Source organism: Paenibacillus sp. TC-CSREp1 (genome assembly GCF_050171015.1).
GTDB classification, from domain to species: Bacteria; Bacillota; Bacilli; order Paenibacillales; family Paenibacillaceae; genus Paenibacillus; species Paenibacillus silvae.
Map to the genome: position 1 here is coordinate 1 of NZ_JBNOKM010000026.1, position 19,155 is coordinate 19,155.

A 19,155-nucleotide genomic window follows, 5' to 3' on the forward strand; every position below is an offset into this window, starting at 1 on the left:
CGTACCCATCCCGAACACGACCGTTAAGCCCTCTAGCGCCGATGGTACTTGGACCGCAGGGTCCTGGGAGAGTAGGAAGCCGCCAAGCAAAGAACCACTGCCGATGATGTTCGGTGGTGGTTTTTATTTTTTAAGATTTTTTGCATATGATGCGCTTACATCTTCGTTATGTGAAGGTAACATTTTTGTTACGGATGGCAGGGGTAAAACCAGTATAATAGGACTATGTTAAATATGCTAAAAGTACCTGACCGAAGAGCTGGATTGTGCAGCTGTGAAAAGGAGGGTGTGTGTGTTAAGTTGGCGGAGAGTTGGACTTCATTCCATACTGTTGCTTTGTCTAGCGATTGTTCTTGCAGGCTGCGGTGAAGCTTCAGGATCTGTATGGACCTCTTATGAAGGTGCGGTTAACGAGAAGAGTTTTCCGGTACCCAAAGTAGCGAATAAATCTGACCAGTCCGAGAATAACTCGGATATGGATTACGTTCGATATACATTGTCTGGAATTAATGAAGGTATGAGCCTACCCGAGGTTTATCTTGACGAGATTAAAAGTTGGGGATGGACGGAAAAGCAGACTAAACAATCCTCAAACACTTCCAGCAACCTGCATGTTTTTGCGAAGGAAGGACATATCGTACAGTTAGCTGTTCATGATGGGTCTTTTACTTTAATGGTTCCTCGGAATGAAACAACGCAAACGACCGTTAAATCACTTGGTGAAGATGATTGATCGGATTCATGATGTGACGTAACAATTAACAATGTAATGTTCCCATATACTGAATGTCCTCTTCGATACGATGAGGGCTTTTTTATTTTTTTAAGCAGCAGAGAAAGGAGAAGGAAAAGGGTAACCCCGGAGTTTTATGATAAGGCATAGAAAAGGACATCTGGAGCAAAGGAAAGAGTAAGCAAACCCGATGCTGTGGATAAGATGAAGGTCAGATAAATCGGGGAATAAAAAAGGTTATCCACAGTGGATAACCTTTTTTGGATGATAGATTTAAATCTCATGATGAGGTACAGGGATGATGTCGGATTCACCTTACTGAAGATAATAAGAGACATCTTGCTCGTTTAATTTAATGAGGCCATCTTTACGTCCGCGAGCGAGGATGAGTATGACGTAGAAGCGAGGTCCAAGCATCCAGAGGTGCCAGAATAGCAGTGACATCGTGAAGGACACCGGCGACCATAACAGGCACACAGTAATGATACATAAACCGATCCAGCTCATGTTCAGATGAACACGGACAAACATGCGATAGCTAAAATGCTGATCTGGAACGTAGCCGAACCAAGGCATTCTGAGGTTCCAGCGCCAGCGCTTCGCATAGGAGGTGCGTACCAGCAGCAGGATGGTTCTGGCGATGACATAATGAATCCATAGGGTGATCGGCCCTGCCAGCAAAAAGAAGAAGAGGCCGGTCCAGGAGAAGGCTAGCAGATTAAAAAAGAGCATCATAACGGGTAAACACAGGTAGCTGTATATGACACTGCGGGCAATAGCCTTTTTTTTCAGAAGACGGTACTGATAAAAGGTTGCCTTATTCTCCGGTTCGGCGATCATACGATTATAAATCCTCCTTCAGGTATACAGTAATAGAATGGGCTATGCATATGTATTTGGGGATATGGATGATAGGGCTGGAAAACTCTGATATCGTTATCATATCTTATATATCGGCTGAAATTCCAAGTTTTTTTAAGATTATTATTATGAAGTTTGGATTACGGTAAGACTGTATAAAGGGTTAACATTGGTTCATGATAAGGGAAATGGGTGATCCTATCCATGCAGAGGATGCTTGAGCATAGATTACCGGTTGTAATTTTCGGTACAGACACCTATAGAGGTGGAAGCGAATATATATATTTTATAGAAAGAAAGCACTATGAAAATGTTTAAAATAATAGAAACTGTGCAATACTGATAGTAAACGTAAAACAAGGTGGGATGGTTCATGGAAGAACATGCCGAACACACATGTATTATTTGCGAACAGAGGAAGAGAGAAGGCATTTTTATTGTATCTGAATTCATATGCGATACTTGTGAAGCTGAGATGGTTCATACCGATGCGCAGGATGCGAAGTATAATTTTTTTATTCATCAGATGAAACAGATATGGGTACAAAAGAACGCTTGAGTTGACTGCCAAATGAGCGTCTCATGGAGGTTTTATTCTCCGGTTAAACGTTAGAAATTCATATTCTTATGCTACTGAATTGAGAAGGGCCTATGGGCCCTTTTTTTGTTATGTGATGTGGAGCAATATCTTGTGTGGCCTGTATAGAAGGCGTATGCTGATTATAACGAATACAGGTTCAATGGGCATAAAAAAAGAATAACAGTCACAGGATGGTTAACTTATGAATGAAAATAATAAATCAAAGGTTGGCAAAGAGAAGGCACCTATATATGAAGCATTACTTGCATACCGTCATTCGAAGCAGCGTTCATTTCATGTGCCCGGACACAAAAATGGACAAGCCTATCATCGGTGGATAGGGCATACGAAGCAAGATACAGTGCAGGAACAAAAATGGACAGAAACGTTCACTGAGAAAGAAAGGGTGACAGGGACTGGACAAAAGAGGGAGCATGAACAGGGGGAGGCTGTCTTTGCGGGAGTGAATCCATTGAATCCTGTTGATGAGCAGAATCCTGCAGGACGATTGTATGATGCAGACCGTTTCCAGAATTCAGTTGTACCCGTTCGCGCGTATCTGGAGATGATGGAGATGGACGTTACAGAGATTACGGGCACGGATGATCTTCATCATCCTGAGGGAGTCATCAGGGAGGCGCAGGATCTGGCAGCGGATTGTTTTGGTGCGGAAGAAAGCTTTTTTCTGGTGGGTGGCAGTACCGCGGGCAATCTGTCTTTACTGCTGACGGTGTGCGATGAGCCGGAGAGTATTGTGCTGGTTCAGCGCAACGTACATAAATCGGTCATTCACGGTTTAATGCTGGGGGGCGCAAGGGCGGTATTTCTGGAGCCATGGGTTGACCCTGTATCTGGACTTGCTGTCATGCCGTCGGTTGAGACGGTTCAGGCTGCTGTCCAGAAGTATCCTGAGGCAAAGGGCGTATTTGTCACGTTGCCGAATTATTATGGCATGGGCGCGGATTTGACGCCAATTGCCGAGGTTTGCCATGATGCTGGCATGCCATTGCTCGTGGATGAAGCGCATGGCGCGCATTACGGGCAGCATTCGGAGCTGCCTGCGTCTGCACTGTCCTGCGGAGCAGACGGTGTAGTGCAGTCGACGCATAAGATGCTGGCCGCATTCACCATGGGAGCCATGCTGCACGTGCAGGGACCGCATTTGAACCGGTCCCTGCTGCGGCAGCGTCTGGCCATGGTGCAAAGCTCGAGCCCATCGTACCCGGTGATGGCTTCGCTTGATCTGTCGCGCCGGCTGCTGCATGTGCACGGCGCAGAGGCCTTCACGGCAGGTTTTGCTGCCGTGAAAGCCTTCAAGCGCGGCCTGGCGGAGCTGCCGCGCTTCCAACTGCTGCAGCCTGCGGATGTGCCGCTGCAGCAGGGGCCGCCGTGCGGCCATGAAGTGCCGGCGGCGATGCCTGGCCGCGCCGGCTATACCGCTCAGGACCCATTCAAGGTCGTCATATATGACGACACAGGGGTGCTGAGCGGTTATGGGCTGCAGCAGCAGCTGGAAGCCTGCGGCTGCGTGCCCGAGATGAGCGACGAGCGGAACGTCGTTCTGCTCTTCAGTCTTGGCTCGACCTTACAGGATGCCGAGCAGCTGTTAGAGGCTTTGCGACATATACATGAGGACAATATGCCGCCTGAGTATTCGCTGCCTTTGATCAGGTCTGCACAGTCAGTTGCCGAGAACAATCCACCAAAATATGTTTCCACGTGGAACATTAAGGAACAAAACAATGCTGTTTCGGAGCCTGTGGTATTCTCCCTTCAACCGATCAAGGAGACAGACACTATCGAATTACCCATTGAAGATAGCTCAGGCTACCGTTCGGCAGAAATGGTTATTCCGTATCCCCCGGGGATTCCTCTGTTGTATCCTGGAGAGCATATAAGTACCAAGGTAATAGCACGAATAAGAACTTTACGCGAGGAAGGAGCCAGGTTTCACGGAATATCCGATCATACAGCACGTACATTAAAGGTCATGAAGCAGCGTTAACGATGTGTGAAGAATAGAAAGCTCACTAGTGTTTAGCTTGCAGAAGGCTCAGATAGTATGTAGCATTTTCAGCTTTAGATGTTTCTATGGCTCTTGCTCTTGTCTTGTTATCCGCCATCACTAATGGAGCTGCTATTTGCCTTTACGGCAGGTTAAGACGATAATAGGGTGCTTGTCACCTGTTTGATTTAAAGTGATATATATCTTGGTTGAAAAAGGTCTTACGTTTCATGTTGGAGGAACAGCCTGCTTATAGTATGATAGAAAGAAAACAAGCTTGTATTATTTTAGTGTTATTAAATGCAGTTGTTTACGATACACCTCTGGGCGAGTGGCATCATATCCTGATGTAAGAGGGTCTAGGCACTTGCATAATAGCCTTGAATGGATGCAGCTATGAATACAGAAGGCAGGGAAGCATATGCAGGGCAGAGGTAAATTCATTACGCTGGAAGGAGGAGAGGGCTCAGGGAAAACGACGATGATCGGTAGAATCGGTTCTTATTTTGAGAAACGGGGTATACCTTACTTAATCACACGGGAACCTGGCGGGATTGAGATTGCAGAGAAAATACGCAGCATCATCCTTGACCCTCTTCATACGGCGATGGATGCCCGAACCGAAGCACTGCTCTATGCAGCAGCACGAAGCCAGCATCTGGCGGAGAAGGTAGAGCCTGCGCTGCAAGCGGGCAAAACGGTCATCTGTGATCGGTTTGTCGATAGCAGTCTGGCCTATCAAGGATATGCTCGCGGCCTAGGAATAGAGAATGTCTGGGCGATTAATCGTTTTGCAATTGGCGATTTGATGCCAGATGTAACTCTCTATCTCGATATTGAGCCGGAACAGGGACTTGGGCGTATTGAAGCTCACGATGGTCGTGAAGTCAATCGTCTGGATCTGGAGAATCTGGAGTTTCATCGTAAAGTACGTGAAGCGTACTTCCTGCTACAGAAGCAATTTCCAGAGCGTATTCAAATGATTGATGCTTCACAGAATCCGGATGAGGTGGAGAAAGCGATGATTTTGTCGCTGGAGAACGGGATTTTGAAGGATTTTGACGAGTAATTGTCTAATATATAGACATGGCATTTTGCTAAAAGTGCTTATTCTGAAGGAGGTTATGCAGGATGAAACTGATTGTTGCGATTATACAGGATAAAGACAGCAACCGATTATCCAGCGCATTGGTCAAAGCGAACTTTCGGGCAACAAAGCTTGCCAGTACGGGTGGATTTTTGAAGGCAGGCAACACGACGTTTATGATCGGTGTCGATGATAGTCAGGTCGAATCCGTTATGAACGTTATTCGCAGCAGCTGTAAGGTTCGTGAACAGCTCGTAACTCCGGTTACACCTATGAGCGGAACGACCGACTCGTACCTGCCGCTGCCTGTTGAAGTTCAAGTTGGTGGAGCAACGGTATTTGTTCTTCCGGTAGATCGTTTCGAGCATTTCTGATCTGTCTGTGCATGAAATCCATGAGTGTTTTCATTATCAATAGCATGATTGTATCTTGCAAGATGATAAGGAATGATGTAAAGGACGTATCCTGTATGCATACGTGCCAACTTATGGAGCGCCCTTTTTGATAAAAAGGAACCGGTACACTCTCTCCCAAAGAAGACTTTACTCCAGAGTGAGGACCTTCTTTGGGGAGAGACGAGTTAGAACACAATCGTAGATAAGATCATCTTTTCTACCATTATATATACAATGAAGTTTAAACATATAAGAACGATCTTACGCACAGGCGCAGCGCGCTCTGTGCTGATGTGCGATTGGCCTAACGATGAATAGAAAGCAGGCGTATCCATGAAAATTAATCCTGGATTCAGGCCGATGCAGAGTGGAATCAATACGAATGATTCCGGCTCCAAGCCGGTTCAATCCAAAAGTTTCTCTGATATGATGAATCACCAGGGCGAACGTGCTTCACAAGCAGAGCTTAATCGCCGACTAAGTGAAATTCAGCTTCAGGGCGAACGCTTGAGTCGTTCTATGACGATTCGTGAGCTGAAGGCTTACAAGCAGCTAGTCAAAAGGTTTCTTGAAGAGACGGTCCGCCGCGGTGTCACGATGAAGGAAACGCGGGGATGGGATCGTCGGGGCAGAGGTAAACGATACAAACTGATTGATGAGATTGACTCGGCTCTGTTATCTATGGCGGATGAATTGCTGGATACAGAAGAAGGGAAGATCACTCTTTTACAACAAGTAGGAGAAATTAGGGGGATGCTTATTAATTTAAGCTTTTGAGGAGGAAGTATGTCCTTTCAACAGATTAAGGGCCAACAGGCAGCCAAGCAATTGTTACAAAGCAGTTTGAGACGTCAGGCGATCAGTCATGCATATTTGTTCAGTGGTCCGCCCGGGAGCGGGCAGCTGCAAACAGCTCTGGCATTCGCCAAGGCAATCTTCTGCACAGAGCTTGAGGATGACGCCTGCGGGAAATGTCTTGAATGTCGTAAAATAGAACATGGAAACCATCCGGATCTGACGATACTGGCACCGGATGGGAATAACATTAAAATAGATCAGATTCGCGATTTACAGCGCATTTTCTCTTACCGGTCAGAGGCGGGACACCCCAAGGTGTATATCATAGAGCAGGCGGAGAAAATGACGGTTCAGGCGGCGAACAGCCTGCTGAAATTTCTGGAAGAACCTCAGGTGCCTGCAGTAGGTATTCTGCTTACAGATAACGGTCAAGCTATGCTTCCTACGATCCGCTCTCGTTCCCAACTGGTGCCGTTCAGTGCGCTCAATCCGGAGGAAATGCTTCAAATTTTGATAGAGGAAGAGTATCCTGTGAATCTGGCCCGGCCCGCTGTCCATTTAGCGTCAGGACTGGAAGCATGTAGAGAAATTCTCCAGCAGAATTGGTTTGCAGAAATTAGAAACGTAATGTTACAATTAGGGAAGGAGTCCCTGGGCAGAGGAAGCACATCCTTGATCTCGGCACAGCAGAAGCTTTTTAAAACAGGACTCTCGGAACATCTGGACATGCTGCTTAGTCTGTTCCATTTATGGTTCAGGGACATGCTGTATGTTCAGTACGGTAGGCATGAACATATCGTTTTTATAGATCAGTTAGACATGCTGTCTCAGTTGGCACATACCCGCAGCACGGAGCAGTGGGTCTCCTATATGGATTTGGCCGCGGCATGCAGAAAAAAATTGCGGTTTAATGTCAATGGCCAGCTTTGTCTGGAGCAATTTTTGATCGGTTTGGCATAAGGCTGGAGAGCATCATGTGAGTTCCAATCCTATGCAAACGGTTATAACTTCGGCGGGTTCCCTAAGAAGTCAGGGCTTCAGACGAAGTGGGGTTGGCTTACAAGGGGGTTAATTTTTTGTACAGTGTAGTGGGTGTCCGTTTCAAAAAAGCGGGCAAAATTTATTACTTCGATCCCCTGGACCTTCCTATCGAGCAAGAAAGCTGCGTGATCGTGGAAACGGCACGAGGGGTTGAGTACGGCAAGGTTGTCGTGGGTAAGAAGGAAGTAGGCGAAGCTGATGTGGTACTGCCGCTCAAAAAGGTTATCCGCGTTGCTGGTGATACAGATGCCCGCGTAGTGGATGAGAACAAGCGTGCAGCCAAGGAAGCTTTCGGTACTTGTTTAAATAAAATCAGAGACCATGGCCTCAAGATGAAGCTGGTCGATGTAGAATTTACGTTTGATCGCAATAAAATCATATTTTATTTTACGGCAGAAGGAAGAGTAGATTTCCGCGAGCTGGTCAAGGATCTGGCTAGCATCTTCCGGACACGAATTGAACTGAGACAGATTGGTGTCCGTGATGAAGCAAAAATGCTTGGTGGAATCGGACCTTGCGGACGTGTATTATGTTGCTCCTCCTGGTTGGGAGATTTTGAGCCGGTATCAATCAAGATGGCTAAAGATCAGAGCTTGTCACTGAATCCGACGAAAATTTCAGGGTTGTGCGGAAGACTTATGTGCTGTCTGAAATTTGAGCATGATAATTACGAAAGTGTGAGAGAAGAACTGCCGGCAGTAGGCAAACTGGTCATCACTTCAATGGGTGAAGGTAAAGTTGTCGGAATTAACGCAGGTAACCGCACGGTGCATGTTCAACTGTTCGACATCAGTAAAGTCAAAGAACTTCCGCTGGATGACGTCGTTATCAAGTAAACCATAAAGGTTGCTTCGGGGTGGAAACTTGGAAAAGAAAAATCTGTTCACACACATTCATGAAATGGAAACCCAAATGGGTCAGTTGCACGGTGATTTAGCAGAATTAAAAATGATTGTTAAAGAGCTGCTGGAGGATAATCAGCGGCTTACCATTGAGAATGAGCAGTTACGCAAACTGCTGAAGCGTGAAGCGCCGGCTGATCTGCCGATCTCCTCTGCGCTTGCACCTGTAGCAAGACCGGCTGGCCCGGCTGCGGGTGAAGATGTGGTGGGAGAGGGTTACGATAATCTGGCCCGGTTGTATCACGAAGGCTTCCACATCTGCAACGTCTATTATGGACATTTGCGGACGGAAGGAGATTGTCTGTTCTGCCTGTCTTTTTTGAATAAATGAAATGGCCGTAGGGATTCCCTACGGTTTTTTTTCAAGGTTATAAACGTTATAGAATACCGGAGGATGAGTGTAACATATGACAGACCATGAAGTGATTTTACAGGAGTCGGAGCGAATTGATGATCTGCTCTCTCACGACTTGCGAATTATTCAAAGCGATGAAGTGTTCAGTTTTTCGATGGACGCTGTATTGCTTGCACGTTTTGCATCTGTACCGAAGCGCGGACGTGTTCTCGATCTATGCACAGGTAACGGCGTTGTGCCTATTCTGCTGACAACACGTACACAGGCAAGCCTGGAGGGAATCGAGATTCAGCCGAGACTGGCTGATATGGCACGTCGAAGTGTGCAGCTTAATGAGCTTGAAGCCTCCATCCTGATTCGTGAGGGAGACCTTCGGGAACTGGTGAATGAGACAGGACATGCCGTGTACGATGCAATTACTGTTAATCCACCTTACATGCCTCTGAATGGGAGTGATCTTAAAGCCAATACACATCAGGCGATGGCACGTCATGAGATTGGCTGCACCCTGGAGGAAGTCATTCAGGCATGCAATCGTCTTGTACGCAATGGGGGAAAGGTATCGATGGTTCACCGCCCGCAGCGACTGGGTGAAATCATATCATTAATGCGTCAGTACAAGCTGGAGCCCAAACGTATTCGTATGGTGCATCCGCGTGCTCATCTGGAAGCCAATATGGTGCTGATTGAAGCGATGAAGGATGGCAAGCCAGAGGTGCGCATGCTGCCGCCGCTTATTGTTTACAATGAACAGGGGAATTATTGTGATGAGATTATGGAGATCTACTATGGCCAGCAGCAGGCTGGACGTACGAAGGAAGGAGGAAACTAGATGACACTGCATGTTCAGAAAAGTTTCAGTGAGCAGTCCGATCATGCTGGTAAGCTTTATCTGGTGGGTACACCGATTGGCAATCTGGAGGATATGACGTTCCGTGCAATCAAGACATTGCAGAGCTGTGACATTATTGCCGCAGAAGATACTCGTCAAACGCGAAAGCTGCTGACCCATTTTGAAATTACACCGTCTATGCTATTCAGTTATCATGAGCACAATAAGAGTGCAAGTGGCCCTGAATTGATACGCTATATAATAGAAGGAAAAAATTTGGCACTGGTCAGTGATGCGGGTCTTCCAGCCATTTCAGACCCGGGTTCTGATCTGGTGAAGCTTGCAATTGAAGCGGGAATTACGGTAATTCCGATTCCAGGTCCGAATGCTGCATTATCCGCTTTGATCGTATCCGGGTTGCCAACGGAGCGATTCACGTTTGGTGGTTTTTTACCACGGGAGAAAAAGGATATGCGGAAAGTGCTGGAGTCCTTTAACGAATCCAATGGAACGCTGTTGTTCTATGAATCCCCTCATCGTATTCGCAAAACGTTAATGCACCTGGAAGAGATTCTGGGCGATCGTTCGATTGTATTGGCACGGGAGCTGACCAAGCGGCATGAGGAATTTGTAAGAGGTAATTTGCAGGAATGTATCGAATGGCTGGAGCAGCACCCCCCTTTAGGCGAATATTGTCTGTTGGTGGAAGGAATCCGGGAAGAGGAGCGTAAGGCTGAACGGGAAGCCTGGTGGCAGGTTCTTTCACTGGAAGAGCATGTTGCGCACTATGAGAATGAAGGAAACAGCCGGAAGGATGCGATGAAAAAAACAGCAGGGGATCGCGGTCTGACCAAACGGGATGTATACAACGCGCTGATCGAATAAAAAGGCTGGAACAAATAACATTTTCAAAAAATGGGGTAAATGACCTGAAAGGGAACTTAAATCTAACCTTAGTAAAACCTTAAAATGAAAAGTGGGTATTGCAATAAAATGTGAAAGATATGTGACAGCTCTTCATGATGGGTAGAAAAAATCCCTCCAGCGGTGGGGTACACACCGGGAGGGACATTAAGGAATATAAAAAGGTTAGAATTAACGATATAGATAATTCAATGATACCTGTTATTTTTTATTTTGCTACTGGTGCAGGGATTTCGGAAATACATTCGTTACAAACGATTTTGCCTTTGAAGTAAGTTACGTTCTCTGCGTTACCACAGAAGATACAAGCTGGCTCGTATTTTTTCAGCATGATGCGCTCGCCGTCTACATAGATTTCCAGAGCATCTTTTTCACCAATACCGAGCGTACGACGCAATTCGATTGGAATAACTACCCGTCCCAGTTCATCCACTTTTCTTACAATACCTGTTGATTTCATCATTATAATCAGTGCTCCTCTCAGCTAACTATCATTGTCATTATTCGACATTATTTTATGTTTTATGATACTCATCATACCAACGATTCCCAAAACAGTCAACCTTAAAATTAGCTTAAAATAAAGGGGGTTTTTGTTGAGTTTGCTGGTAGTAAGGGATTGTGAGCAATATTTCGCATTTAAACATCCATGTCAGCTTTGTCGATTTGGAAAACGTTAAAACACCTTTATTCGACAAAGTTCGTCAAAGTGTGTCGAATCCTTGATGAAAAACGAAGCCAAACGCGGTAATATCTATAACAAGAGAAATTTTAAAAGGAGTGAATGGATATGGAACATCGTCTGACGGAAGAAAAAGTATTCAAAGATCCGGTACATAATTACATCCATGTGCAAGAACCGATTATTTGGCAACTCATCAACACACCTGAATTCCAGCGGCTACGCCGCATACGTCAATTAGGGACGTCCTATCTTACTTTTCACGGGGCAGAGCACAGCCGCTTTTCCCATTCCTTAGGTGTATACGAAATTACACGCAAAATTATCTCTCAGTTTGAACGAAGTCATTATTCGGACTGGCCGAAGGAAGAAAAGCTGGTGGCACTTTGTGCTGCCCTGCTTCATGATCTTGGACATGGGCCTTTCTCACATTCCATTGAAGAGGCTTTTAATATGCATCATGAAGATTGGACTTGCCGCATTATCCAGGGGGATACCGAAGTAGGGGCGATTCTAAGACGGTACGCTCCTGATTTTCCAGAGAAAATTGCTTCTGTCATCCAGAAAACCTATGATAAACCGATTGTTGTAAATCTGGTGACCAGTCCGCTGGATGCTGACCGAATGGATTACCTGCTCCGAGATGCGTATTTTACCGGAGTGAATTATGGTACCATCGACTTGGACCGAATTCTTCGGATGCTGCGTCCGTATCATGGACGGATTGTCGTTAAAGAGTCTGGCATGCACGCTGTTGAAGATTACCTCATGTCCAGATACCAGATGTACTGGCAGATTTATTTTCATCCTGTGACGCGCAGCTCCGAAATTATTTTGCGTCAAATTTTCAAAAGGGCAAAGGAGCTTGTGAAGCAGCAATTTTCATTTCGTTTCATGGTGGAGCCACTGCCTCAGCTGTTTAATGGTGAAATCTCCGTTGATGAGTATCTGCAGCTTGATGAAGCATTGATACAGACAGCCTTTATGCAGTGGCGTAAAGAGGACGATGCTGTTCTGAGCGAGCTGTGCGAGCGTTTTATGGATCGCAAGTTGTATAAATATGTGGAGCTTGAACAGATCGACTTAAACATCATTGAAGAGATTCGGGAGGCATTTGTTCACGTAGGACTGAATCCCGAATATGATCTTGAGATTGATTTTCCAACGGATAATCCATATGATGTGTTTCGTCCAGATCAATCTACTGATAAACAGATTCTTCTGCTGGATCGGCAGGACAAACTCATTGAATTGTCAGAGGTCTCCGATATTGTGCGTTCCATCAGCGGTCTTCATCTAGGGAAACATCATCTGTACTACCCGCAAAACAAGGTGGATGCCATTTTGCATGAATTGCCGTCCCATATACGCCCCTATTTTCTGTAATTCCGAGTGGTGCAGCAGGGTGAACATTTCGATATCGAAAGACTTTCTAAGAGAGCTATTTTACATGATACATTAATCTGCTTTAATGGGGAGTAAATGTAGATCGACATAATTTTGTAATTGAAGAGAGGAAATGTTCAGTTCCAGATGCAGTTTAGATGCAACATATTGATTTGACTTTTTATTTTCCTTCTATATATAGTTGCTTGAGTGTTAAAAATGAAAATAAAGAAATAATAAATCGTCCCAATCAATTGGTTAAGAAAAAAATAATTTTGAGAGTCTGATACAGAAATAATCTGGATTTTTATATCGACAGGAAGGGAGAAATAAACAGCATGTTATTCGACACACATACACACCTCGATGCGCCACAATTCGACGAAGACCGGGAGGACATGATCCAGCGGGCTGTAGATGCAGGCGTCACACGTATGATCAATGTTGGCTTCAATCGGGAGACGATCCCGACAACGATGAAGCTGGCGGAAACGTACGATTTTATCTATGCGGCGGTGGGATGGCATCCGGTGGATGCAATTACGATGCAGGAGGGTGATCTGGAATGGATTGCATCATTGTGCAAACATGAAAAGGTGGTAGCCATTGGCGAGATCGGTTTGGATTATCATTGGGACACTTCACCAAAGGACGTACAGCACCGCGTATTACGACAACAAATTGCATTAGCACGTGAGTTGAATATGCCTATTGTTATTCATAATCGCGATGCTCATGAGGATATTGTTCGTATTTTGCGTGAAGAAAAGGCTGGTGAAGTTGGCGGAGTCATGCATTCGTTTTCAGGCAGCTGGGAAACAGCAAAAATGTGTCTGGATTTAGGGTTCCACTTATCCTTCGGCGGACCGGTCACTTTCAAAAATGCGAAGCAGCCCAAAGAGGTGCTTGCGAAGGTTCCGATGGATCGATTTTTCCTGGAAACCGACTCCCCATATCTTACACCCCATCCTTATCGTGGAAAACGAAACGAAACAGCGCATGTACGTCTGGTTGCCGAGGCAGCTGCGGAAATTAAAGGCATTTCGGTCGAGGAAATTGCTGCAATAACAACCAAAAATGCCATGGAACGATTTGGGATTCAATAAGAAATCGAGTAAATCAGGTGAAAAAGGGAGTTATAGAGAGGTAATCTGCTCTTTGATTCGAATAATTGAAGAATATTACAATATTTTAACCAAATATTTAGAAAAACGTACTTGATCCATGCTTTACAACATGCATCAAAACAGGATATCATCTTTTCAGTGAATTGTTGTGCGGAAAATTGGACAGATGTTCGGGGGATGAACAAAGGGACACTTTCCGATAAGACAACAATACTTTCATGAATCAATCTCGCTGAGTCTCCGTTATCGGAGAGCGGGGGAACCAATAGGGCTTAAACATCGGTGATTGCAGCCGATGCGCATCGTTCGCTGACCCAAAAGCAGCGAATGAATCTGCGAAGCCGTATTTGATTTCTTCTTTGGGTCTCGGGGTGAATTCAAGGGCGTCCGCCATGAGCGGGTGACCTAAGATAGGGCGGCTCTCTTTCGCCCGAACCCGACAGCTAACCTCGCAAGCGGAAAAAGAGAGGCAACCTCGTGCATGAATTTCCGATATTCAAATCATTCGGAAGCCACGAAAGAGTCTCTTAACACTCTTTCTTTGGCTTTTTTTGTTTTGAATAAAAGAAATAACGTCATCTTACGGCAAGCTTTCCGAAGATGGCATCATGTTGCGAAGAGGGGTTCATGGTGCAGAACCGGTCATTACCTCTGATCTGTGTTCTGTAGGAAAATTTGGTATAGTCGCGTCACATACATCATGCATTACTTTAGACGGCGAGGCTATGAAGGAGGACGGAGAAGTGGGCACATTCCAACCAGAAGAGACCCATGAGTCACGATCATCCAGTAAGTCTTTCGCGTTGCGGTGGAAGCATGAGAACTTGCGTCAAATGGCACTGATCGCGATATTCTCAATTGCGCTTGCAATCATGATCTTGTTAGTCGTTTACGGTCAGGCCGGGAAGCAAATTTCGCTGGTTATTGACGGCAAAGCTCAAGTGGTAGAGACTCGTACAGGAATGCTTCACGAAATGTTGGAGGAGCAGTCAATCACAGTCAGCCCTCACGACAAGGTATCCATGCCCATGAACGGGGCCATTGCAGATGGAGACCGAATCGTTATCGAGCGGGCCGTTCCAGTAAAAATTACGGCAGACGGAGACACCAAGACTCTGTATACAACCGATTCATCGGTACAAGATGTAATTCAGCAATCAGGTATTGAAGTTGCAAATCATGATAAAGTGTACCCAGCGCTTGGAACCGCAATTAAAGCGGATATGAAGATTCGGGTAGTGCGTGTAACAAAGCATACTGTGGATGTGAAGCACCCGATTGCGTACAAGGTTGTAAAAACGGCAGATCCTAGTTTGTTCAAAGGGGATAACCGTGTTGTTGTAAACGGTAAAGAAGGCACACTGGTGCAGCATATCGAAAAGGTATTTCAAGATGGGGAACTCGTCTCCAAAAAAATGGTAGGCAAAACGATCGCGACTAATCGTGTAGATAAGGTCATCGCGGTAGGTACAAAAGCCAAACCAGTAGTGAAAGCACCTGAGGTTCAACTGGTATCGGCCAAAACCTCAAGCAAAAAAGCAACAACAGCGAACTCGACGAAAACATCTGCCTCGGGCAGCAAGGTGATTACGGTCGCCGGGACTTCTTTTAAATATTCCAAGGTGTTAAAAAATGTATCCATGACTGCCTACTCTGCCGAAGAGCCAGGTATTGGTACGAAAACGGCTTCTGGTACTCGTGTAACAGAAGGGCGCACCATCGCGGTTGATCCTAAAGTCATTCCTATTGGCTGGTGGGTATACATCGAGGGCCTTGGCTTCCGTCGTGCGGAAGATACAGGCGGTGCGATTAAAGGCAATAAAATTGACGTTTACTACGACAGTGTGAAGCATGCCCTGAATTTCGGACGTAAAAAAGGCAAAACGGTCTACGTGATTGGACCGGTGAAGCCGGAAGCGAACTAAAATCGTTTTACTTTGATATGGGAATGCTATAAAATAGTTGCATGAATGATTCATGCGGAATATGCGGCGGAGGGGTCTGAATTCAGTCTCCTCCGCCGTTTGGCAGAGAAGAGGATATTCCTCTTCTTTTTGCGTTAGAAAGGAAGAAAAGGAACATGATAAAAGAAGTGATTGTGGTGGAGGGCCGGGACGATACGGTAGCCATTCGGCGGGCGGTTGAGGCGGACACCATTGAAACAGGAGGTTCTGCAATTAATCAGCGTGTGCTGAAGCGAATCGCACTTGCTCAGGAGAGACGAGGTGTGATTATCCTGACCGATCCCGATCATGCCGGAGAGCGAATCCGCAAAATTATTGCGAATAAAATTCCTGGCTGCAAGCATGCATTTATTCCAGAGGCAGATGCAACGCGCAAAGGCGATATCGGGGTAGAGAATGCTTCTCCAGAAGCCATTCGTCATGCACTGGCACGTGTACATACCTCATATGAGGGTGCACCTCCTCTTATTGACTGGGAGGATCTGATCGAAGCAGGTCTGATTGTACACCCACGGGCTGCTGCACGCCGGATGGAGATGGGCAACCTGCTCGGGATTGGATACTGTAACGGCAAGCAGTTCCACAAACGATTGAGTGTATTTCAGATTACCAGAGAAGAATTCTCCGCTGCACTGGCGCAAATTGAACGTGAAGGATTGTGAACTTATGAAGGACATGGATCAAACCATTGAGATAGCTACACCGAAACGCACCAAGGAGATTATTCAAAAGCATGGATTCTCCTTCAAAAAAAGTCTGGGTCAGAACTTTCTGATTGATCAAAATATATTGAACAAAATCGTCGGCGCAGCCGATCTTGACGAATCCAAAGGTGCGCTGGAGATCGGACCGGGCATCGGTGCGCTCACAGAGCGTCTGGCTCGCGTGGCAGGTCCGGTTACCGCGGTAGAGATTGACCAGCGTCTGCTCCCGATTCTCGGAGAGGTGATGGAGCCTTATCCGAATGTACGGGTTCATCACGGAGATGTACTCAAGCTGGATCTGGCCGAGCTGTTTGCTACTGACTTTGCTTCAGTGGATAAGGTTAGCGTTGTTGCCAACCTGCCTTATTATGTAACGACCCCGATTATGATGAAGCTGCTGGAGGAGAAGCTGCCGGTGGACAGCATTGTGGTCATGATTCAGAAGGAAGTGGCCGAACGAATGGCAGCTGCGCCAGGCTCCAAGGATTACGGCAGCCTTAGCATTGCCGTGCAGTATTACAGTATGCCGGAACTGGTTTGTGTGGTTCCGCCTACTGTATTTATTCCTCAGCCGAATGTAGAGTCGGCGGTAATCAAGCTGAAGGTGCGTGAGCAGCCGCCAGTACAGGTTCCGAGCGAGAAGCACTATTTCGAGGTCGTACAGGCTTCTTTTGCCCAGCGCAGGAAAACGATCTCTAACAATCTGAAAGCACGCTTCTTCACGAAGGAGAACAGGGAGCAGGCAGATCAGCTCCTTGAACAGGCAGGCATTCAGCCTTCCCGGCGCGGAGAAACATTAAGCTTGCAGGAGTATGCGACCCTTAGCACCGTCATGTGGGATGCTGGAGTTCGCGGCGACCTGTAAATTCGAATGAACCAATCCGGGTCTCTGCCCATACGATGGGGTAGAGGTGATAATGTTGATGAATATCGGAGACTTGGTCGTTCGGAAGTCATACGGTGGTGATGTGACTTTTCGGGTAGAGGGACTTCAGGCGGATGCTGCGGTCATTAAAGGGACTGAGTTCCGGCTGATGGCAGACTCCCCGGTGGATGATTTGATACAGGTTCCCTATGAACCACAGACTGCAAAGACAAGGCAGGCACATATTAAAGCCCATCAGACACTCTCGCGGCTTCAGCAGCACCGGATGGAGCAGGCGGAGCGTAATCGGGAAGGTCTGATGCAAGAATGGGCTGCGCAGCAGGAACCGGCATATTTTGAAATGCCCGGCAAGGTGCTGCATCTGGATGGAGATCCGAACTATCTGAAAAAGAGCATGAACCTATATGAGCAGCTTCGCGTTCCTGCAGAAGGGCAGTATGTGCATGAGTCTGCTATGGCGGATACGTTATACCGCCTGCTGCCCAAAGTTCGTCCTGATATCGTAGTAATCACAGGTCATGACGGCGTATTAAAGACAAGGCAGCCATATGATCTGTACAGTCTCGGAAGCTACAAAAATTCGCAAAATTTCGTTTCTGCTATCCAGGTGGCAAGGCAGTATGAGCGTCATCTGGACGCACTAACCATTATTGCGGGAGCATGTCAGTCTCATTTTGAGGCACTGCTGCGTGCTGGAGCGAATTTTGCCAGCTCCCCTGGCAGAATTCTCATCCATGCGCTTGATCCGGTCTATGTGGCTGCCAAAGCTTCCTTCACGTCGGTTCGAGATACGGTAAACATGAATGACGTGCTCCACAATACTATCAGCGGCATTCAGGGTGTTGGTGGTGTGGAAACCAAAGGCAGTTATCGGGTAGGTCTGCCGGGTCTTAACGATTTATCCACATTAAAAGTAAATCCTTCCGCAGTATAAGCCAAATTGGATAGGGCCCTGGAAAGGGCTTTTTTCTTTGCGAAAAAAATCATTGACAACAACTTTTTACTGCTGATATAATATTTATCTTTGATTTGACAATGACTGTAAAATACGGTATAATGGACAAGAAAAGAGGTGGACGTCCACAATGGCTAAAAATACGCTGTTGGATATCAAACGCAATCTCGATGCACATATTGGTCAGAAAATTACGCTGCGGGCTAATGGTGGCCGCCGTAAGACGATTGAGCGTACGGGTGTATTGGAAGAAACGTACCCTTCTGTTTTTATTGTAAAGCTTGATGAAGAGCAGGAAACCTTCAAGCGAGTATCATACAGTTATGCGGATATACTTACGGAGTCTGTAGAGGTCATGGTTTTTGATCCTGGCAGCGAGACGAACTCCTTCATGGAGACGTAAGCATTGTTTTACAGGCGGCTCACCCCTTGAGGGCGGGTCGCTTTTTATATGCGGAACTAATGAAGGGTTTATATGCGGAACTAACGAAGGGTTTATATGCGGATCTAATGAAGAGTTTATATGGGGAGATCATGAAAGAATGATGATCCTGCAGGAACGGCATACTAACGGGACAGGTCATGGAGATATCCCTGCATCAGATGTCAGGCAGACCAGGACCTGGGTATACTGCATTCTGGAATTAGAAGGCCTTATCACCTCGATTACACCATCACTTTTCCATGAAGGAGGATCAATCATGAGTCGCAGAAGAAGAAGTGTCATGTCGGAGGAACTGAAGTATGAGCTGGCGAAGGACCTCGGCTTCTATGATACGGTTCAGCAGGAGGGCTGGGGCGGGATCAAGGCCAAGGATGCAGGCAACATGGTGAAGCGGGCGATTCAGATGGCAGAGCAGGCAGCGCGTAAATCATAGTCAGCGTTCATCAGATTGAAGAGCGGGGATATTTCATTTGGAATACCCCTGCTTTTTCCC

General features: G+C 46.3%; 21 protein-coding genes, 1 rRNA gene and 1 riboswitch. Of the genes, 20 read left to right on the forward strand and 2 right to left on the reverse strand.

The genetic code is table 11. The features are described from left to right. Together rrf and ACQSGY_RS27245 are read left to right on the forward strand one after the other, a co-directional pair. Positions 1-88: ribosomal RNA gene (gene rrf / locus ACQSGY_RS27240) — 5S ribosomal RNA — on the forward strand; the annotation flags it as partial. A gap of 204 nt (positions 89-292) precedes the next feature. Further along, positions 293-733 carry a hypothetical protein gene (locus tag ACQSGY_RS27245; RefSeq protein WP_145406593.1) on the forward strand — a complete coding sequence of 147 codons (441 nt, stop codon included), beginning with the start codon at positions 293-295 and terminating at the stop codon, positions 731-733. Between the two features lie 315 nt (positions 734-1,048). Here ACQSGY_RS27245 and ACQSGY_RS27250 read toward each other — a convergent pair whose 3' ends face one another. Next, the gene (locus ACQSGY_RS27250; RefSeq protein WP_427181737.1) at positions 1,049-1,573 is read right to left on the reverse strand and encodes a hypothetical protein; all 525 of its coding nucleotides are present in this window, start codon (positions 1,571-1,573) and stop codon (positions 1,049-1,051) included. Positions 1,574-1,967: 394 nt separating this feature from the next. On the opposite strand from ACQSGY_RS27250, the gene ACQSGY_RS27255 reads away from it, so the two are divergent. The 10 genes from ACQSGY_RS27255 (at position 1,968) to rsmI (ending at position 10,474) form a co-directional block, all read left to right on the forward strand. After that, positions 1,968-2,153: a sigma factor G inhibitor Gin gene (locus ACQSGY_RS27255; RefSeq protein WP_110899245.1), complete on the forward strand. Its 186-nt coding sequence runs from the start codon at positions 1,968-1,970 to the stop codon at positions 2,151-2,153. A 223-nt stretch (positions 2,154-2,376) separates the two neighbouring features. Then, positions 2,377-4,179 (forward strand): aminotransferase class I/II-fold pyridoxal phosphate-dependent enzyme, encoded by a 1,803-nt coding sequence (locus ACQSGY_RS27260; RefSeq protein ID WP_427181739.1) that lies wholly within the window; start codon positions 2,377-2,379, stop codon positions 4,177-4,179. Positions 4,180-4,600: 421 nt separating this feature from the next. After that, positions 4,601-5,248 carry a dTMP kinase gene (gene tmk / locus ACQSGY_RS27265; protein WP_427181741.1) on the forward strand — a complete coding sequence of 216 codons (648 nt, stop codon included), beginning with the start codon at positions 4,601-4,603 and terminating at the stop codon, positions 5,246-5,248. 62 nt (positions 5,249-5,310) lie between these two features. After that, a complete protein-coding gene (locus tag ACQSGY_RS27270; protein ID WP_047914178.1) occupies positions 5,311-5,640 on the forward strand; it encodes a cyclic-di-AMP receptor in 330 nt (109 codons plus the stop codon). 354 nt (positions 5,641-5,994) lie between these two features. Continuing rightward, positions 5,995-6,438, forward strand: a complete 444-nt coding sequence (locus tag ACQSGY_RS27275; RefSeq protein ID WP_111273242.1) for a YaaR family protein — start codon at positions 5,995-5,997, stop codon at positions 6,436-6,438. Positions 6,439-6,447: 9 nt separating this feature from the next. Continuing rightward, a complete protein-coding gene (holB, locus tag ACQSGY_RS27280; protein ID WP_427181743.1) occupies positions 6,448-7,419 on the forward strand; it encodes a DNA polymerase III subunit delta' in 972 nt (323 codons plus the stop codon). 116 nt (positions 7,420-7,535) lie between these two features. Next, positions 7,536-8,336, forward strand: a complete 801-nt coding sequence (locus ACQSGY_RS27285) for a PSP1 domain-containing protein (RefSeq protein WP_111273244.1) — start codon at positions 7,536-7,538, stop codon at positions 8,334-8,336. A gap of 28 nt (positions 8,337-8,364) precedes the next feature. After that, positions 8,365-8,733, forward strand: a complete 369-nt coding sequence (locus ACQSGY_RS27290) for an initiation-control protein YabA (RefSeq protein WP_184190182.1) — start codon at positions 8,365-8,367, stop codon at positions 8,731-8,733. A gap of 76 nt (positions 8,734-8,809) precedes the next feature. Then, positions 8,810-9,589 carry a tRNA1(Val) (adenine(37)-N6)-methyltransferase gene (locus tag ACQSGY_RS27295; RefSeq protein WP_427181744.1) on the forward strand — a complete coding sequence of 260 codons (780 nt, stop codon included), beginning with the start codon at positions 8,810-8,812 and terminating at the stop codon, positions 9,587-9,589. After that, the gene (gene rsmI, locus ACQSGY_RS27300) at positions 9,590-10,474 is read left to right on the forward strand and encodes a 16S rRNA (cytidine(1402)-2'-O)-methyltransferase (RefSeq protein ID WP_427181746.1); all 885 of its coding nucleotides are present in this window, start codon (positions 9,590-9,592) and stop codon (positions 10,472-10,474) included. 247 nt (positions 10,475-10,721) lie between these two features. Here rsmI and ACQSGY_RS27305 read toward each other — a convergent pair whose 3' ends face one another. After that, on the reverse strand, positions 10,722-10,976 hold the full coding sequence (locus ACQSGY_RS27305) for an AbrB/MazE/SpoVT family DNA-binding domain-containing protein (RefSeq protein WP_017691383.1): 255 nt from the start codon (positions 10,974-10,976) through the stop codon (positions 10,722-10,724). A gap of 327 nt (positions 10,977-11,303) precedes the next feature. Here ACQSGY_RS27305 and ACQSGY_RS27310 point away from each other — a divergent pair, with 327 nt between their 5' ends. The 8 genes from ACQSGY_RS27310 (at position 11,304) to ACQSGY_RS27345 (ending at position 19,095) form a co-directional block, all read left to right on the forward strand. Continuing rightward, on the forward strand, positions 11,304-12,581 hold the full coding sequence (locus ACQSGY_RS27310) for an HD domain-containing protein (RefSeq protein WP_289376228.1): 1,278 nt from the start codon (positions 11,304-11,306) through the stop codon (positions 12,579-12,581). A 338-nt stretch (positions 12,582-12,919) separates the two neighbouring features. After that, the gene (locus ACQSGY_RS27315) at positions 12,920-13,687 is read left to right on the forward strand and encodes a TatD family hydrolase (protein ID WP_427181748.1); all 768 of its coding nucleotides are present in this window, start codon (positions 12,920-12,922) and stop codon (positions 13,685-13,687) included. A 241-nt stretch (positions 13,688-13,928) separates the two neighbouring features. Beyond that, a riboswitch (cyclic di-AMP (ydaO/yuaA leader) is annotated at positions 13,929-14,182 on the forward strand. A gap of 269 nt (positions 14,183-14,451) precedes the next feature. Continuing rightward, positions 14,452-15,633: a ubiquitin-like domain-containing protein gene (locus ACQSGY_RS27320; protein WP_248064951.1), complete on the forward strand. Its 1,182-nt coding sequence runs from the start codon at positions 14,452-14,454 to the stop codon at positions 15,631-15,633. A 155-nt stretch (positions 15,634-15,788) separates the two neighbouring features. Beyond that, positions 15,789-16,334, forward strand: coding sequence for a ribonuclease M5 (gene rnmV / locus ACQSGY_RS27325; RefSeq protein ID WP_216520645.1), 546 nt, complete (start codon positions 15,789-15,791; stop codon positions 16,332-16,334). Between the two features lie 4 nt (positions 16,335-16,338). Next, on the forward strand, positions 16,339-17,241 hold the full coding sequence (gene rsmA, locus ACQSGY_RS27330) for a 16S rRNA (adenine(1518)-N(6)/adenine(1519)-N(6))-dimethyltransferase RsmA (protein ID WP_427181750.1): 903 nt from the start codon (positions 16,339-16,341) through the stop codon (positions 17,239-17,241). Between the two features lie 58 nt (positions 17,242-17,299). Then, positions 17,300-18,196: a sporulation peptidase YabG gene (gene yabG / locus ACQSGY_RS27335; RefSeq protein ID WP_111273251.1), complete on the forward strand. Its 897-nt coding sequence runs from the start codon at positions 17,300-17,302 to the stop codon at positions 18,194-18,196. A gap of 151 nt (positions 18,197-18,347) precedes the next feature. Beyond that, positions 18,348-18,620, forward strand: coding sequence for a biofilm formation stimulator Veg (gene veg, locus ACQSGY_RS27340; protein WP_110899231.1), 273 nt, complete (start codon positions 18,348-18,350; stop codon positions 18,618-18,620). A gap of 298 nt (positions 18,621-18,918) precedes the next feature. Next, positions 18,919-19,095, forward strand: coding sequence for a small, acid-soluble spore protein, alpha/beta type (locus ACQSGY_RS27345; protein WP_090924606.1), 177 nt, complete (start codon positions 18,919-18,921; stop codon positions 19,093-19,095). Positions 19,096-19,155 lie beyond the last annotated feature (60 nt).

Excerpts from the sequence above, each read along its gene's own strand:
- ACQSGY_RS27250 (WP_427181737.1), bottom strand. The coding sequence starts at position 1,573 with ATGATCGCCGAACCGGAGAATAAGGCAACCTTTTATCAGTACCGTCTT.
- ACQSGY_RS27255 (WP_110899245.1), top strand. The coding sequence starts at position 1,968 with ATGGAAGAACATGCCGAACACACATGTATTATTTGCGAACAGAGGAAG.
- ACQSGY_RS27260 (WP_427181739.1), top strand. The coding sequence starts at position 2,377 with ATGAATGAAAATAATAAATCAAAGGTTGGCAAAGAGAAGGCACCTATA.
- tmk (WP_427181741.1), top strand. The coding sequence starts at position 4,601 with ATGCAGGGCAGAGGTAAATTCATTACGCTGGAAGGAGGAGAGGGCTCA.
- ACQSGY_RS27270 (WP_047914178.1), top strand. The coding sequence starts at position 5,311 with ATGAAACTGATTGTTGCGATTATACAGGATAAAGACAGCAACCGATTA.
- ACQSGY_RS27275 (WP_111273242.1), top strand. The coding sequence starts at position 5,995 with ATGAAAATTAATCCTGGATTCAGGCCGATGCAGAGTGGAATCAATACG.
- holB (WP_427181743.1), top strand. The coding sequence starts at position 6,448 with ATGTCCTTTCAACAGATTAAGGGCCAACAGGCAGCCAAGCAATTGTTA.
- ACQSGY_RS27295 (WP_427181744.1), top strand. The coding sequence starts at position 8,810 with ATGACAGACCATGAAGTGATTTTACAGGAGTCGGAGCGAATTGATGAT.
- rsmI (WP_427181746.1), top strand. The coding sequence starts at position 9,590 with ATGACACTGCATGTTCAGAAAAGTTTCAGTGAGCAGTCCGATCATGCT.
- ACQSGY_RS27305 (WP_017691383.1), bottom strand. The coding sequence starts at position 10,976 with ATGATGAAATCAACAGGTATTGTAAGAAAAGTGGATGAACTGGGACGG.
- ACQSGY_RS27310 (WP_289376228.1), top strand. The coding sequence starts at position 11,304 with ATGGAACATCGTCTGACGGAAGAAAAAGTATTCAAAGATCCGGTACAT.
- ACQSGY_RS27315 (WP_427181748.1), top strand. The coding sequence starts at position 12,920 with ATGTTATTCGACACACATACACACCTCGATGCGCCACAATTCGACGAA.
- rnmV (WP_216520645.1), top strand. The coding sequence starts at position 15,789 with ATGATAAAAGAAGTGATTGTGGTGGAGGGCCGGGACGATACGGTAGCC.
- rsmA (WP_427181750.1), top strand. The coding sequence starts at position 16,339 with ATGAAGGACATGGATCAAACCATTGAGATAGCTACACCGAAACGCACC.
- yabG (WP_111273251.1), top strand. The coding sequence starts at position 17,300 with ATGAATATCGGAGACTTGGTCGTTCGGAAGTCATACGGTGGTGATGTG.
- veg (WP_110899231.1), top strand. The coding sequence starts at position 18,348 with ATGGCTAAAAATACGCTGTTGGATATCAAACGCAATCTCGATGCACAT.
- ACQSGY_RS27345 (WP_090924606.1), top strand. The coding sequence starts at position 18,919 with ATGAGTCGCAGAAGAAGAAGTGTCATGTCGGAGGAACTGAAGTATGAG.